Source organism: Ulvibacter sp. MAR_2010_11, from assembly GCF_002813135.1.
Lineage (GTDB): Bacteria > Bacteroidota > Bacteroidia > Flavobacteriales > Flavobacteriaceae > Altibacter.
Genome location: NZ_PHTY01000001.1, coordinates 2,621,451 through 2,636,429, shown reverse-complemented (window position 1 = coordinate 2,636,429; position 14,979 = coordinate 2,621,451). Strand labels below are relative to the sequence as shown.

The following is a 14,979-nucleotide window of genomic DNA, read 5'->3' as shown; positions in this document are numbered from 1 at the left end:
TCTGCAATGAAAAGAACTCAACTTCTTATGAATTGTGCATTCGCAACAATTCTATTTATCACAACCGGATGTGAAAAAAGCAACGAAAAACCGATAATAGAAGTGCCTTCCGCTAAGGTGGGAATGATTGGTTATGGTTCGCTACTTTCTCGCGAAGCCGTGGAAGAGACTCTGGGGAGAACGTACACTGATTCTATTTATACAGTACATGTTTCGGGATACGAAAGAGCATGGAACTTTGCAGGTTCTACAAACGACCCGAAATTACCTGAAGAATTGCTTAAACTCGATAGTTTTTATGTTCAGGGCAATGATACCATCCCATTCGATAATATCGTTTTTCTAAATATTGAACCTAAACCTGAAAGCAAAATAAATGCCGTACTCTATTTCTTAACGCCTAAGGAGTTGGAAAAATTCGACACAATGGAACTAGGCTATGAGCGAATTGATGTTACAGATAGTATAGTAGAATATACTATTAACGGAGGAAAGGTGTACGCCTACAAAGCCATGCCCGAATATACTCTAAACGGTATAGGGAAGGGAAAAAAGAACATTATTGACCAGCTGTATTACGATTTGGTGCTGAACGCAAACAAAGGAAATGGTGCAGAATTTAGAAAGGAGTTTGAAGCGAGTACATTACCTCCCGATACGATATTGGTTGCTCCTGTGAGGTATAAGGAACAGGTCGAGCAATAATTATTTTACAACCGATTCATGTATTTATAACTTGTGGTTTTCAATGAATAAGAAATCAAGACTCAGAAAGAGATCTGCATTTTTCCTGATTATGGGAATAGTAGGTTTATTCTCCGTACTTATAGGCTTCACAAAGACTTTTTTTGTTCCTGTAAGTTTTGGCACATTCAATGCGCCGGCAATCATTTATGTTCACGGTATTTTAGCCTTTTGCTGGGTGTTCCTGTATTTTACACAAGCGTTTCTCATACGAAAAAACCGCTATCTAACGCATAAAAGATTAGGTATAATTGGTTTAATAATTGCAATCGGAATTGCAGTAACAATGATTCCGGCAGGAAAGTTTCAGGTGGAAAAAGAACTCGCTATGGGCTTTGGGGATTCTGCTATTTCAGCAATTTTAGGGGTTTTTATATCCGCATTGATGTTTCTTTTGTTAGTCTTTTATGGGATTTATAAAAGACGAGTCCCGCAAACACATAAAAGAGTAATGCTATTAGCACTTTTGGTATTACTCTGGCCGGCCTGGTTTCGTTTTCGGCATTATTTTCCTTCCATACCTAATCCCGAAATTTGGTTCGCAGTAGTATTGGCAGATAGTTTTATTGTAATATCTATGTTTTGGGATAAAATTGCAAATGGAAAAATTCACCCTGCTTTTTTATACATAGGCACATTCATTATTGTGGAGCACATATTTGAAGTTCTTATGTTCGACAGTTCCAATTGGCGTGTTATTGCAAAGACCCTGTACGGGTGGCTATAAAGTATATTATGTGAAAGAACTTTAACGGGAGATTATTTTTCTATAAACCTGCTTTGATTATCGATACATTTATTTAACCTAAATTTAGAAAACACACCTCTAAAAACTTCTGCAATCTTTGTAACTTGCATTAAAATTGTAGTATGCAAGATAATCTTCAGAATCACCGAAAATCGTATGAAAAAGCGGCGCTTTCTAAAAAATCGGTGGCTATCAGTCCTTTTCAGCAGTTTAAAATCTGGTATAATGAAACCGAACAGCTTGGCGGTATTGAAGAAGTAAATGCGATGACGCTCACAACCATAGGAATAGATGGGTTTCCTAAGGGCAGAGTAGTCTTGTTGAAAAAATACGACGAAAATGGTTTTTATTTTTATACCAATTACAAAAGCGAAAAAGGCATCGCAATAGCCCAAAACAACAAGGTATCATTATCCTTTTTTTGGCCTACTTTAGAGCGCCAGGTTATTATAAAAGGAACTGCAACAAAAACTTCGGAAGAAGACGCCAAAACCTACTTTCAATCGCGCCCCAAAGGGAGTCAGTTAGGGGCTTTGGTTTCAAACCAAAGTGATCCCATTGAAAATAGAGAGGTTCTGGAATCCAGATTACAGACGTTAGAAAAGGAATTCGAGCATAAAGAAGTTCCAAAACCCAAAGATTGGGGCGGATATGTTGTTACTCCGCTGACCGTTGAATTCTGGCAAGGAAGGCCAAATCGGTTACACGATCGAATACAATATACTTTAGAAGGAACAAATTGGAAAATTAAAAGACTTCAACCATAATTATGAAAACACTTTATATGGTCCGGCATGCAAAGTCATCCTGGAAACACGACGTAATAGATCACAAACGGCCGCTAAAAGGCAGAGGGAAACGCGACGCTGTGTTAGTTTCTAATGCCGTAAAAAACGGTGTGTCGCCTCCACAAAAAATTGTATCGAGTGATGCTACCCGAGCACTATCAACCGCCACCTATTTTAAAGAGGCATTTGGAACTCCCGATGCAAATTTTAATACCAATCATTCGTTATACGATTTTAGCGGGCAAAATGTAATGAATATTGTAAAAAGCCTGGATAATTCGCTTAATTGTGTGATGATTGTAGGGCATAATCACGCCTTTACCTCGGTTGCAAATATGTTAGGAAACAAGTATATTGACAACGTACCCACCTGCGGCTTTGTAATGATTCAGTTTGAAGTAGATAATTGGAGTGAGGTTACAACAGGTAAAACAGTACAAACTATATTCCCAAGAGATTTAAAGTAATGTCTATAACCAAGGTGAAGAACACAAAAGTTGAAAACCGCTACTTTAACAGGGAGTTGAGCTGGTTACAATTTAATGCTCGCGTTTTACAGGAAGCGGCAGACAAAACGGTTCCTTTGCTTGAAAGGCTTCGGTTTTTAGGGATTTTTTCAAATAATCTGGATGAGTTTTTTAAAGTGCGCTATGCTACAATTAAACGAATTGTAGAAGCCGGAAAAGGAGGGAAGAGCGAATTAGGGGGAATTTCTTCAAAAGAATTGCTGGAAGAAATTACAACTATCGTGATTGAACAGCAGGCGACCAGCCTTCGGATATTGCACACCATTGAGGAACAACTCAAAAAAGAAAATATCTTCATCATCGATGAAACTGAAGTTTCGGCTTCACAAGGGAAATTTATTTCCGAATATTTTATTCGGAAAGTAAGCCCGGCCTTGGTTACTATTATGATTGGGGAATTAGAACAATTTCCCGAACTAAAGGACAGCGCTGCCTACTTAGCGATTAAAATGGTAATGTCTAAGGAAGACAAGACCTTCGAATCGAAGCTCAATTATGCCTTGATAGAAATTCCGCGTTCTATTGAACGTTTTGTAGTTCTTCCGCCTGAAGGGGATAAGCAATACATTATTCTGCTGGACGATTTAATACGACATTGCTTGAAGAACATATTCAGTATATTTAAGTACGACAGTATTTCGGCACACATGATAAAAATTACTCGTGATGCCGAGTTGGACATAGACAGTGACCTGAGTAGAAGTTTTATCGATAAAATTTCAAAAAGTGTGAAGGAACGTAGTGCCGGTGATCCGGTCCGATTTGTATACGATAAGAGCATCGAGAAGGAAACGCTTCGGTTTTTATTATTTAAGATGGGCATCGATGCTACAGATAGCATCATTCCCGGAGGAAGATATCATAATAGGCGTGATTATATGGATTTTCCCAGTTTGGGGAAAAGTGATCTGTTATACGAAAAAATTGTTCCATTGCCCATACCCGGACTGAGTCTGCAGGGCAGCCTTTTTGATCGAATTTCCGAAAAGGATTACTTGCTATATGCGCCCTATCAGAGCTTTTCATACGTGGTAAAATTTTTACGTGAAGCTGCCTTAGACCCAAAAGTTCGCTCCATTAAAATTACAATTTATCGCCTGGCAGAAGTATCCCACATCGCCAGCTCTCTTATAAATGCTGCAAAAAACGGAAAAAAAGTTACGGTACAGATAGAATTGCAGGCAAGATTCGACGAAGAAGCGAATATTGGCTACGCCGAACAAATGCAAAGTGAGGGCGTCCGACTTATTTTTGGTGTAAAAGGATTAAAAGTGCATTGCAAAGCTTGTATTATTGAACGGTTTGAAAATGACAAAATCAATCGTTACGGTATTATCAGTACGGGAAATTTCAATGAATCTACCGCCCGAATTTACACAGATTATACACTGTTTACCGCAAATCAAAAAATATGTAAGGAGATTAACAAGGTGTTCGATTTCTTTGAAGTAAATTATAAAATAAAAAAATACAGGCATTTAATTGTATCGCCGCATTACACCCGGAATGCATTATATGCTTTGATTGAAGCTGAAATTCAGAATAAAAAGAAGGGCTTGCCCAACGGAATTAAATTAAAATTGAATAGCCTGTCCGATTTCAGAATGATTGATAAACTGTACAAAGCGAGTAGAGAAGGAGTAAAAATACAGTTGATTATCCGCGGAATTTGCTGCTTAATCCCCGGGGTAAAGGGAATGAGTGAAAATATTGAAGTGATTAGCATAGTCGATAAATTTTTGGAACATCCCAGAATATTTATTTTTGAAAATGCGGGTGATGTAAAAGCTTACCTCTCTTCGGCCGACTTTATGGGCAGAAACCTGGACAATAGAGTGGAAATTACGTGTCCTATTTATGATGAAGATATCAAGCGGGAAATTATTGAAACGTTCGAAATAAGTTGGCAGGACACTGCGAAAGCGCGTAAAATATCTGAAAAACAAAATAACGCTTATCGCAAATCCAACAATGGAACAGTACGATCACAATTTAAATTATACGAATATTATCAAGAAAAACTCAACACATAGATTTGTTAACTATTGAAAAATACGGCGCTATAGATATTGGTTCAAATGCCATACGTCTTTTGGTTGCTTCGGTTGTGGAACAAGAAGGAAGAAACACACTTTTTAAAAAAACATCTCTGGTTCGGGTACCTATTCGTTTGGGTGCCGAAGTGTTTCAGGATGGTAAAATATCAGACACTAATGCCCGAAGGATGTTGGATGCTATGCACGCTTTTAAATTATTGATGAAAACGCACAACGTAAAACGTTTTAAAGCTTGTGCCACCTCTGCCATGCGGGAAGCATCCAATGGAAAAGAAATAGCCGATATCATTTACAAGGAATCCGGAATATTTATTAATATCATCGATGGCAACGACGAGGCTGCCATTATTGCTTCTACCGATTTAAAATCACTTATTCAAAACGATAAAGCCTTTCTCTATGTGGATGTAGGTGGCGGTAGTACCGAATTCACCATTTATGCCGAAGGGCATACCGTTGCTTCTCAGTCGTTTAAATTGGGAACTGTGCGATTGCTCAATGATATGGTAGAAGATACTATGTGGCAGCAGGTAGAAGACTGGATTAAAGCAGAAACCAAACCCTTTAAAAAGATATCTGTAATTGGATCGGGAGGGAATATCAACAGCATTTATAAAAACAGCGGTAAAAAAATTGGAAAGCCTCTCAGTTATTTTTACCTGCTTTCCTTTTATGACCTTATTCGGGCCTATAGTTTGGAAGAACGCATTGTAGAGATGGACATGAACCCGGATCGTGCCGATGTAATCGTTCCTGCAACCAGAATATATCTTTCGGCCATGAAATGGTCTGGTGCTAAGAACATCTTTGTCCCTAAAATCGGACTTTCAGACGGAATTATTAAAAGTCTCTACAACGAAAAGGTCGCGGAAGAATTAGAGGTCAATCAATAAAGAAGGTTTTTTCAGTTGAATAACAATTGTTTCGTCACAAGGGCCAAAATATTGGCACCAGAATCATTAACAGGATAAATAGAATTAGGGTAAGTGGAAGTCCGACCCTTATAAAATCGAAAAATTTATACTTTCCGGGACCAAATACCAGAATACAGGCAGGTTCAAAAGGTGCAATTAAAGACACCGAAGCCCCCAGCATAATAGCGATTGCAAAGGTACGAGGATCGGCATCCAATAATGTAGCTGCATTGAGTGCAACCGGTAAAATTACCAAGGCTGCCGCCGCATTAGACATGGGCTGAGTTAGGAGAATTACCAGTAAAACAAATCCGCCCAATACATATATTACTCCAAAGTCACCCAATAAGGTTACAATATTTTCAGCAAGAAAGGTTGAAGCCCCCGAATTATCCATAGCCGCACCAAATGCCGTCATTCCTCCAATTAGAATTAACAATTTCCAGTTAATTATTTGATACACACGCTCGGGACTTATAGCACCAATAAGCACCGATCCTAGTGCTGCTGTAAGAAAAGCAACAGATAGGGGAGCAATTTGAAGGGTCCCAACAGCTATCGCCAGCAGAAATAACGCTGCGGTAATTATTCCCTTTTTTTTCTTGTGCATCGTAACAGTAAGGTTGCCACCTATCACCGAGAATTCGGTTGAATTTCTATTTTCATTTATCACCTCTTCGGCACCTTGAACCAGTAATATATCTCCAATTTGCAGCTTTAAATTGCTGATTTTTTTAAAAGATACTTCTCCTAAACGCTGCATGGCAATTACCACCATATCATAATTTTGACGAAAACGAACTTCTCTTAAAGTCTTATTGAGAAGCTGCGATCCCGGGAGAATAAGAATTTCAGCAAGTCTAACTTCCTCATTCTGTATATCGGCGTCAGAAAGTAAAACATCGGCCAGGACATCGATGCCCTGAGCTTCTTTTATTTTGATAAGCTCGTCTATGTTGCACTCCACCAGTAAAATGTCCTTCGCCTGAAACTTAGAAAGTGCATTTGGAATGAATTGCTTTTTGTTTCGTATTATTTTTAAGATACGTACACCTTTTTTTGCAATATTAGATTGAAATACAAATTGCCCTATAAGCTCCGATTTTTCTGAAACTACAATTTCCGACAGGTATTTATTAATATCATACTTTTCTTCATAATTCACATCTTTATAATCCGGAAGTAAACGCTTCCAAAAGAGTAAGATAAAAGTTATTCCGGTAGCTAAAAAAATGAGTCCTATCCCAAGAATTTCAAAAAAGCGGAGGGGTTCCATCCCCATTTCAGCTATATAACCACTAACGGCAATGTTGGTGGAAGTTCCAATAAGAGTACATGTACCTCCAAGAATTGAGGCAAAGGCAAGCGGAATAAGTACTTTGGACGGATTTAGTGATAGCTTTCGACACATCCCCATAACAGGCCCGGTTAATAATGCCGTGACTGAAGTATTATTCATAAAAGCAGACAATCCTCCAGATATCACCATGGTATAACCCACAAAAAGGATTTTACTCCTTACAATGGTTATCAAACGTGCCCCCACATCGTTCACTAATCCTGTTTCGGATAACGCGCCTGAAATCACAAATATCGAGGCTAAAATGATGATAAAATCACTGCTAAAGCCTTCAAAGGCTTCTTTTGGTGTGATAATCCCGGAAAAAACAAGGACAATTAATAGACCTATGGTGACAACATCTACCGAAAACTTTTCGATAGAAAAAAGTATAATGGTTAGAATTAACAAGCCAATAACTAGCGCTATTTCCATAGGAGTCTTTTATGCTACAATTAAAGATAGGGAAAAGAGCTCGCACTATATACGCCTTAACAAATTTTTGTGGGAATCGAATGTAAAGTCAAATGGACAATCACACGATTTATATTGAGTAGAAATTCTAGATTGTTCTACCCATGAATAGCGTTATTTTTACTGAGGTTTTTCATAACTTCGGCTTCAAATGAAAGGAGTTCTTTCCATTTTTTGTCTACCTCTTTTCTTTCTCCGTATTGTCGCGCAAAATTTAAGAACATGGTGTAGTGGTTGGCTTCGCTAACCATTAATTTTCGATAAAATTCGGACAATTCTTTGTCTTTTAATTCCTCGCTTAACAAGCGGAAGCGTTCGCAGCTTCTTGCTTCAATAAGCGCTGCGTATAGAAGTCGGTGTACTAATTGTGTCGTTCTACTGCCTCCTTTCGGAAAGAATTTTACAATTTGGAGAACATAATCATCTTTGCGATCCCGTCCCATTACCCAACCTCTTTCCAGAATTTTGTCGTGGACCATTTTAAAATGACTTATTTCTTCCTTTACCAAGGCAACCATTTCCTGTACCAATTCGGTGTACTCAGGGAAGCTAACAATTAAGGAAATAGCCGTGGAAGCTGCCTTTTGTTCACAATAGGCATGATCTGTCAAGATTTCCTCGATGTTTTTCTCAACTATATTTACCCATCGTGGGTCTGTAGGAAGTTGTAATCCAAGCATTTTTTCTATGAATTAGGGATGAGTAAATAGGAATTAGGGATATTGTAATGATATCATTGGCCCAATTAAACCAGTTATAATTTTTCTAATAATCTAATAATCTAATAATCCAACAATCTATATATCCAAATCAAATTCTGTTCTTAACTTTTCCAGCATCGGATTTATTTCCTTGAGTTTCTCAAATTTTTCCCGCGGGGTGTAGGCGTAACGTTTTTCGATGGTTTCATTAACCTCGATAGAAAGATCTACATCGTAATTCTGTAGTTTTTCACGTAAAAAGCCCAACAACTCGTATTTAGCGCGTTCTACTTCCACCTTGATGGTACTGTTAGGAAACTCCAGGTGTATCAATGAGCCTTCTAATCTGGGGACGCCCATAGTTAGGTGAGACAATAAATTATATTTTCCGTCTTTTTCCACCTGATCTGTGTATTCCTTCCACGCGGCTATCATTTGCGGCTCATCGAAGGTGTCGGATGGTAGATTTTGCTCGTCCGGTTGATTCGCAACCATTTCTTTTTTAAGCTCCTGTTTTTTCTGAATACTTTTTAACGAAAGTGCCGATACCTTCTTCGCATTGCGCTCTGCCAGAATTTGAGGACGTTCTATCACTCTTTCTTTAACAGGTGGTCCTGATGGTGGCTCTTGGGTTTCAGGAATTGGATTGTTTTTTAATTCTGAAGCATCAGTTGCAGGCAGCTCGGTAACTTCTGAAATAGCTGAAACTACTTCAATAGTTTCGGATACAACTTTTATATTTTCTTCCGAAACACCTGGCTTTTCAGTTTTAAAATAGGAGGGAGGAATTACGAAACGACTACCGTTTTTTTTTTCGGTCTTAGCCGTAAGGGAGGCTAATTGCAACAAACATAACTCTACCAGTAAACGCTGATTCCGACTCGTTTTGTATTTGAGATCACAATCGTTGGCAATTTCAATTCCATCGATTAAAAACTCGCGTGAAGTGTGCTGTGATTGCTCAAAGTACATGGTCTTAACTTGTTCGCCCACTTCAAGCAATTCGATTGTCTGCTCATTTTGGCATACCAATAAATCTCTGAAATGTGAAGCCAGGCCTGTAATAAAATGATGTCCGTCAAAACCCTTTGCCAAAATATCGTCATAAGCTACCAATACCTTTGGTATGTCATTGGCTAATAACAAATCGGTTACCGAAAAGTAATACGTATAATCCAGGACATTCAAATTCTGGGTAACGGCTTGCCGCGTTAAATTTTTTCCCGAAAAACTAACCACCCGATCAAAAATAGAAAGGGCATCTCGTAACGCTCCATCAGCCTTTTGTGCAATAATATGCAGCGCGTCGTCTTCGGCATCGATGCTTTCAGATTTAGCCACTTCAACCAAATGACCTTTTATATCATTGACAGTAATACGTTTAAAGTCGAAAATCTGGCAACGAGACAGTATGGTGGGAATAATTTTATGTTTTTCAGTAGTGGCGAGTATAAAAATAGCATGTTTGGGAGGCTCTTCCAGCGTTTTCAAAAAGGCATTAAATGCAGCCGAAGACAGCATATGTACCTCGTCAATAATATATACCTTATACATTCCTACCTGAGGGGGAATACGTACCTGATCTATTAAATTTCGAATATCATCTACCGAGTTGTTGGAAGCAGCATCCAATTCGAATATATTAAATGCAAAATCTTCATCGACTTTCTCTGTCCCATCCTGATTAATTTTTTTTGCAAGAATACGGGCGCAGGTTGTTTTTCCAACCCCACGGGGACCTGTAAACAACAGTGCCTGTGCTAAATGATTGTTTTCGATGGCATTTTCGAGGGTATTGGTAATGGCCTGTTGACCTACAACGTCTTTAAAAACGGTAGGTCTGTACTTTCGGGCTGATACGATAAAGTGTTCCATAGAAGTAAAACAAATATAAAGATGTAGGCTTAGTTTTTAAAAAATAGCCTTTAGTATTTTACGGTATTTATTAACATTGGTTTACTTTTGCTGAAGCAGACCGCCTTATCGATCCGCCTTTGGCGGATAGGAAAGTCCGGACACCATAGGGAAGCATAGCGGCTAACGGCCGTCACTCTCTATCGCCTCGGCGAAAGAGAGGAGGACAAGTGCAACAGAAAGTATGTACAGGTAATGCTGTAGTGAAACCAGGTAAACTCTATGCGGTGAAATGTCACGTAAACCTGTGCTTGAGGGTTCCCGCCCGATGCAGGAGGGTGGACAGATAGAACGTATGGGTAACCATGCGTCCAGATAAATGATAAGGATTCGCCTGTCACTGAGCTTGTCGAAGTGCGGCGATACAGAATCCGGCTTACAGGTCTGCTTTTTTATTTTCCAGTAATTGTAGATTAATCCAGGCAACACACTCTTTCATAGTATAAAAAGGGCAATGTTTGTAATCGAAAAACTGCCCCGCAAAAAGAGAAATTTCGTAGGTAGCTTCACTGTAACACAAAGTAGCAACTCCCACTAAGTTTGGATTAAATCTATTGGCATCTTTATAACAAGTAGGATTGATGGTATAATCGTTTTTCCTGTCGGAGATATATCCAAAGGGTCTGTTGTAGTAATGTGTGTCGAAAATATCGTAGAATTTGAGTAAATGCGGGGTGTCGAAAAGAACTCCTTCATTAACCGTAGCAACCAAATAGTTTTCATATAAATCGAACGTGGCGAAACCAATATCGATAACATATTTAGTTTTTGGCACCATGTGACCGCAAGTGATTGGGTTATAAGTAAATTTAAGGAATTTTCCTTATTCAGACTCGTATTGATGAATTAAATCTAAAGCCCAGGAAATACAATCATCTAAGCTGTAAAAAGGCTCGAAAGCGCCTTTAAAAAAGGTTTTTTCAAATAACGCGGTGTTAAAGGAAGCATCTGAATAACATATAACACCTATCCCCAACAGATTTGAGAATCTTGAATCTCGCAATAGATTTGGGTCAATGGTATAATCGTTCTTTCTATCTGCTATCGAAACAAATGGCTTGCCGGCGAAGTACTTTTCAAAAATGACATAGAACTGCCGTAAATGTGCTTCTTCAAAAACAAGTCCTTCTTTAATTCGGGATATAAGATAATTCTCATATATCTCGATTGAAGTAAAGTCAAGCTCTATTTTTTCTATAATTGCAGTATTCATTTTCACGTTGTAAAAAAACTAAAAACTGAGCCACCGTATTTTCTGGCTTCAGAAAAATTGGCGTGAGGGGAGAGATCTGTATGCTTTGAATGTTCAATGATAAGCATACCGTTTGTGTTAAGTAGCCTGTTTAACAGTATTTTATCAACTATTTCAGTAAATTTAACGGTTGGAAAATCGTATGGAGGATCTGCAAAGATGACATCGAATCCTATGGATGTTTTGTCAATATATTTATATACATCGGCCTTAATAGCCGTAATTGGAAATTCGAATTCTTTTGCAGTTTCCTGAATAAACTTTACACAACCAAAATGTTCATCAACACTCGTTATTTCAGGAACTCCACGAGATGCGAACTCATAACTTATGTTTCCTGTTCCGGCAAAAAGGTCCAACACCTTAATTTCTTCAAAATAAACTCGATTATTGAGAATATTAAAAAGAGATTCCTTGGCAATGTCTGTTGTTGGACGAACGGGCAATGACTTTGGAGCCGTTATTCTTCTGCCTTTATATGTTCCGGAGATAATTCGCATTATAGACTTTTAACCAGTAAGTAATTTGAATGAAATGAATCTGAATGTGAAGTATGCACTGCAACAGGCATTTTTTCTGCAAATGCAACATTGCGTATATACCGGTATACAATTTCATAGGTTGTGTCGGTTTCAGAAATCGCTCCACATAAAACCGTCTTTATTGTTTCGGGATTTAAATGCAATTGTTCCATAGAAAATAAAACATAATAAATAAAGTCTTCAGGAGTCTTGTATGAATAGGTGTTACATAGCTGAAGTCCTCCATTTTTAACTACAATTACATCGAAGGTGGAATCTAATACATGGAGGTACACGATTGGTTCCTGCGAGTGCTTTTCGGCATCGAGAATAGACTTTAAAAGCACAGAACAGGCATGGTGGTATTGAAAACTTCCGAAGCGATCAAACAAATAATTGTTGATGTTTACAAAAGGGACGTAGACCACAACCATTTCATACATGTCGATAACATCGTGTGCAATGAAATCGTTAGCAAGAATTTTGGAATTAAATTTTAAGTAATCACTCGCTTTGGAATCGTCGAATAAAGTGGCAGGAACCAAACTGTAAATATTTGTCGCGTAGAGTAGGGTGACCGTTTCGAAGGCGGTCTGTAATTCTTTTTTTTCTGAAAAAACAGTTTCCATTTCCACCAGAAGCTCTTCGGGAGTACTTGAACTACTGAATTTTTTTTCAGAATAAAAGACTATTTCTTTGGTATCTGAAACTGACACCAAAAAAGAAAGTCCGGTCAATGTAACTTGAACGGACAGTCTTTTATTTGAATTAGGATCTATGTTATTGGTCTTTTGCAGTGTCGTATATTTTTGGCCAGTTTCCACTTGTGTTAACCTCGGTCATGGAACCTACTTTTAGATGAGTACCATTTACACCGTCTACTGAAACCACCTGTTTTTCCTGAACCAATAAATCTCGGTCAAGATCTGATAGGATGACATCCTTAGCAACTTTTGCTTCAAAAACCGAATAGGTAGCATCGTTCTTTTTAAGTTTTCCGGCCGACAATTCAATTTTAGTGTCTACGCCTTTTACCGGAATATTCATCATGGATTTATAACGATCTGTTCCTCCGTACAACGAATCTCTTACAGGAGTAAAACCTAACGTGTCAAGTAACACTTTCTCAATAAAGTAACCCTCTGTAAGTCCGAATGCCTTGTTTTTAGCAACATCAGCAAAACTTGTATCACGACGCTGAACAATAGCAAATTGGGCAGTATCTATAAAACGCACCAAACTGTCAAAATCTCCGGTAAACTTTCCATTAATCTCTTGATATGCCAACTCGGCATCTCTAATATCTTTTAAATTCTTTATGATTTTGGCGTAACGAGCCTCTTTCACCTTATTAAATTCAATTGGCCCTTGAATAGAATTATAAAGTTGGTATCCTAAAAAGATAATTACTATCCAAAGAAGTAGCTGTATTGCAAGTTTCATTATTTTGAGAGTTTAAAAATGTTGTACTAAATAGGTCTATCGCAAATCTACAATTTTTTTTTGTTCGTTAAAGTATATTCCGAAAAAATCATAGCTATCTTTAAAGCCTCTAAGACAGTGCAGTTTTCATGAATGTTTCTCAGTTTTATAGCTTATTAAAGAGCGATTTTCCTCACACCACAACCCCAAAGCAGGATGTTGCGCTTCAATTATTGGCCGGTTTTATTACAAACGACAATCACAATGAGATCTTTTTGCTCAAAGGGTATGCGGGAACCGGCAAAACTACCATTGTAGGAACTTTGGTTAAAAATTTATGGAAGGCTAAAAAATCGGCGGTCCTTTTGGCTCCAACCGGAAGAGCTGCAAAAGTAATAAGTAACTACTCAAACAAAGAAGCGTTTACAATCCATAAGAAAATATACTATCCAAAAAGTAAAAAGGGAGGCGGAGTTTCTTTTACACTTCAAAAAAATAAACATCGGAATGTTATATTTATAGTCGACGAAGCCTCAATGATACCCGATATCAATTCGGAATCAAAACTTTTTGAAAACGGCTCCTTACTAGACGATTTAATGCAGTATGTGTATAGCGGCCACCGTTGTAAACTATTGCTAATAGGTGATACCGCCCAATTGCCTCCTGTAAAACTAGCTATTAGCCCGGCCTTAGACAAGCATACACTGGAGAACTATTATAGCAAACAAGTAATCGAGCTGGAGATGGACGAGGTCGTGAGGCAGCAACAGGATAGTGGCATTCTTATTAATGCCACCGAGATGAGAAGCCGAATTGAAGACGGTCTTTTTGAAGCCTTTAAATTCACCGAGCTTGGCTATCCCGATGTTATTCGTCCCCTAGACGGACAAGAACTTATGGATGCGATTCAGGATAGTTATTCCACATTGGGGAATGAAGACACAGTGATAATCGTTCGATCCAACAAGCGCGCTAATTTATACAATCAGAATATCAGAAATCGAATTCTTTTTCAGGAGGAAGAGCTTTCGGCAGGGGATTATCTAATGGTGGTAAAGAACAATTACTTTTGGGTACAACCCACTACCGAAGCCGGATTTATTGCGAACGGAGATATTATCGAGGTGCTGGAAATTATGAGTTTTAAAGATTTATACGGATTTCGCTTTGCTGAAGTAAGAATTAGAATGGTCGATTATCCCAATATGAAACCTTTTGACACCGTATTATTGTTAGACACGCTAACTTCCGAAACACCTTCACTTTCCTATGAAGATGCCAATAAACTGTATCAGGAAGTGATGCAGGATTACGCTTCCGAGAAATCCAATTACAAACGGTTTCTTTCAGTAAAAAACAATAAGTATTTTAATGCGCTCCAAGTAAAGTTTTCCTATGCCATTACCTGTCATAAATCGCAAGGAGGTCAGTGGAACACCGTTTTTGTAGAGCAGCCGTATTTGCCAAATGGTATCGACAAGGAATACCTGCGATGGTTGTATACTGCAATTACACGTGCCAAAGAAAAATTGTACCTCATTGGCTTTAAAGATGAGTTTTTTGTAGATTCGTAAG

The 14,979-nt window shown here is 38.3% G+C and carries 14 protein-coding genes and 1 other RNA gene; 8 read left to right on the top strand and 7 right to left on the bottom strand.

Features of this window, described 5'->3' with window-relative positions:
- Window positions 1–27 precede the first annotated feature (27 nt).
- The 6 genes from ATE92_RS12110 (at window position 28) to ATE92_RS12085 (ending at window position 5,757) form a co-directional block, all read left to right on the top strand.
- On the top strand, window positions 28–705 hold the full coding sequence (locus tag ATE92_RS12110) for a hypothetical protein (RefSeq protein ID WP_232729155.1): 678 nt from the start codon (window positions 28–30) through the stop codon (window positions 703–705).
- Between the two features lie 43 nt (window positions 706–748).
- On the top strand, window positions 749–1,471 hold the full coding sequence (locus ATE92_RS12105) for a hypothetical protein (protein WP_157809630.1): 723 nt from the start codon (window positions 749–751) through the stop codon (window positions 1,469–1,471).
- 143 nt (window positions 1,472–1,614) lie between these two features.
- The gene (gene pdxH / locus ATE92_RS12100; protein ID WP_100803963.1) at window positions 1,615–2,259 is read left to right on the top strand and encodes a pyridoxamine 5'-phosphate oxidase; all 645 of its coding nucleotides are present in this window, start codon (window positions 1,615–1,617) and stop codon (window positions 2,257–2,259) included.
- Window positions 2,260–2,261: 2 nt separating this feature from the next.
- Window positions 2,262–2,747 carry a histidine phosphatase family protein gene (locus ATE92_RS12095; protein ID WP_100803962.1) on the top strand — a complete coding sequence of 162 codons (486 nt, stop codon included), beginning with the start codon at window positions 2,262–2,264 and terminating at the stop codon, window positions 2,745–2,747.
- Window positions 2,747–4,840 (top strand): polyphosphate kinase 1, encoded by a 2,094-nt coding sequence (ppk1, locus tag ATE92_RS12090; RefSeq protein WP_100803961.1) that lies wholly within the window; start codon window positions 2,747–2,749, stop codon window positions 4,838–4,840. The genes ATE92_RS12095 and ppk1 overlap by 1 nt, the downstream gene beginning before the upstream one ends.
- A 2-nt stretch (window positions 4,841–4,842) precedes the next feature.
- Entirely contained in the window at window positions 4,843–5,757 is a 915-nt protein-coding gene (locus ATE92_RS12085) for a Ppx/GppA phosphatase family protein (protein ID WP_100803960.1), read from the top strand.
- Window positions 5,758–5,791: 34 nt separating this feature from the next.
- Here ATE92_RS12085 and ATE92_RS12080 read toward each other — a convergent pair whose 3' ends face one another.
- The 3 genes from ATE92_RS12080 to ATE92_RS12070 all read right to left on the bottom strand — a co-directional run bounded on the left by ATE92_RS12080 (window position 5,792) and on the right by ATE92_RS12070 (window position 10,167).
- On the bottom strand, window positions 5,792–7,552 hold the full coding sequence (locus tag ATE92_RS12080) for an SLC13 family permease (RefSeq protein WP_100803959.1): 1,761 nt from the start codon (window positions 7,550–7,552) through the stop codon (window positions 5,792–5,794).
- A 137-nt stretch (window positions 7,553–7,689) separates the two neighbouring features.
- Window positions 7,690–8,271, bottom strand: a complete 582-nt coding sequence (locus ATE92_RS12075) for a tRNA-(ms[2]io[6]A)-hydroxylase (RefSeq protein ID WP_100803958.1) — start codon at window positions 8,269–8,271, stop codon at window positions 7,690–7,692.
- A gap of 117 nt (window positions 8,272–8,388) precedes the next feature.
- On the bottom strand, window positions 8,389–10,167 hold the full coding sequence (locus ATE92_RS12070; RefSeq protein WP_100803957.1) for a DNA polymerase III subunit gamma/tau: 1,779 nt from the start codon (window positions 10,165–10,167) through the stop codon (window positions 8,389–8,391).
- 92 nt (window positions 10,168–10,259) lie between these two features.
- Between ATE92_RS12070 and rnpB the strand changes: the two genes are divergently transcribed.
- Window positions 10,260–10,601, top strand: an RNA gene (rnpB, locus tag ATE92_RS12065) — RNase P RNA component class A.
- A gap of 428 nt (window positions 10,602–11,029) precedes the next feature.
- Here the strand turns inward: rnpB and ATE92_RS12060 are convergent.
- Genes ATE92_RS12060 through ATE92_RS12045 form a run of 4 tightly spaced genes read right to left on the bottom strand, consistent with a single transcriptional unit; the run spans window position 11,030 to window position 13,422 of the window.
- On the bottom strand, window positions 11,030–11,419 hold the full coding sequence (locus ATE92_RS12060; RefSeq protein WP_100803956.1) for a hypothetical protein: 390 nt from the start codon (window positions 11,417–11,419) through the stop codon (window positions 11,030–11,032).
- Window positions 11,420–11,421: 2 nt separating this feature from the next.
- Window positions 11,422–11,958, bottom strand: a complete 537-nt coding sequence (locus ATE92_RS12055) for an RsmD family RNA methyltransferase (RefSeq protein ID WP_100803955.1) — start codon at window positions 11,956–11,958, stop codon at window positions 11,422–11,424.
- Window positions 11,958–12,803 (bottom strand): DUF3822 family protein, encoded by an 846-nt coding sequence (locus ATE92_RS12050; protein ID WP_100803954.1) that lies wholly within the window; start codon window positions 12,801–12,803, stop codon window positions 11,958–11,960. The genes ATE92_RS12055 and ATE92_RS12050 overlap by 1 nt, the downstream gene beginning before the upstream one ends.
- Window positions 12,760–13,422 carry a hypothetical protein gene (locus tag ATE92_RS12045; RefSeq protein ID WP_100803953.1) on the bottom strand — a complete coding sequence of 221 codons (663 nt, stop codon included), beginning with the start codon at window positions 13,420–13,422 and terminating at the stop codon, window positions 12,760–12,762. Before ATE92_RS12045 ends, ATE92_RS12050 begins: the two co-directional genes overlap by 44 nt.
- A 128-nt stretch (window positions 13,423–13,550) precedes the next feature.
- Between ATE92_RS12045 and ATE92_RS12040 the strand changes: the two genes are divergently transcribed.
- Window positions 13,551–14,978 carry an ATP-dependent RecD-like DNA helicase gene (locus tag ATE92_RS12040; RefSeq protein ID WP_100803952.1) on the top strand — a complete coding sequence of 476 codons (1,428 nt, stop codon included), beginning with the start codon at window positions 13,551–13,553 and terminating at the stop codon, window positions 14,976–14,978.
- The last annotated feature ends 1 nt before the right edge of the window (window position 14,979 follow it).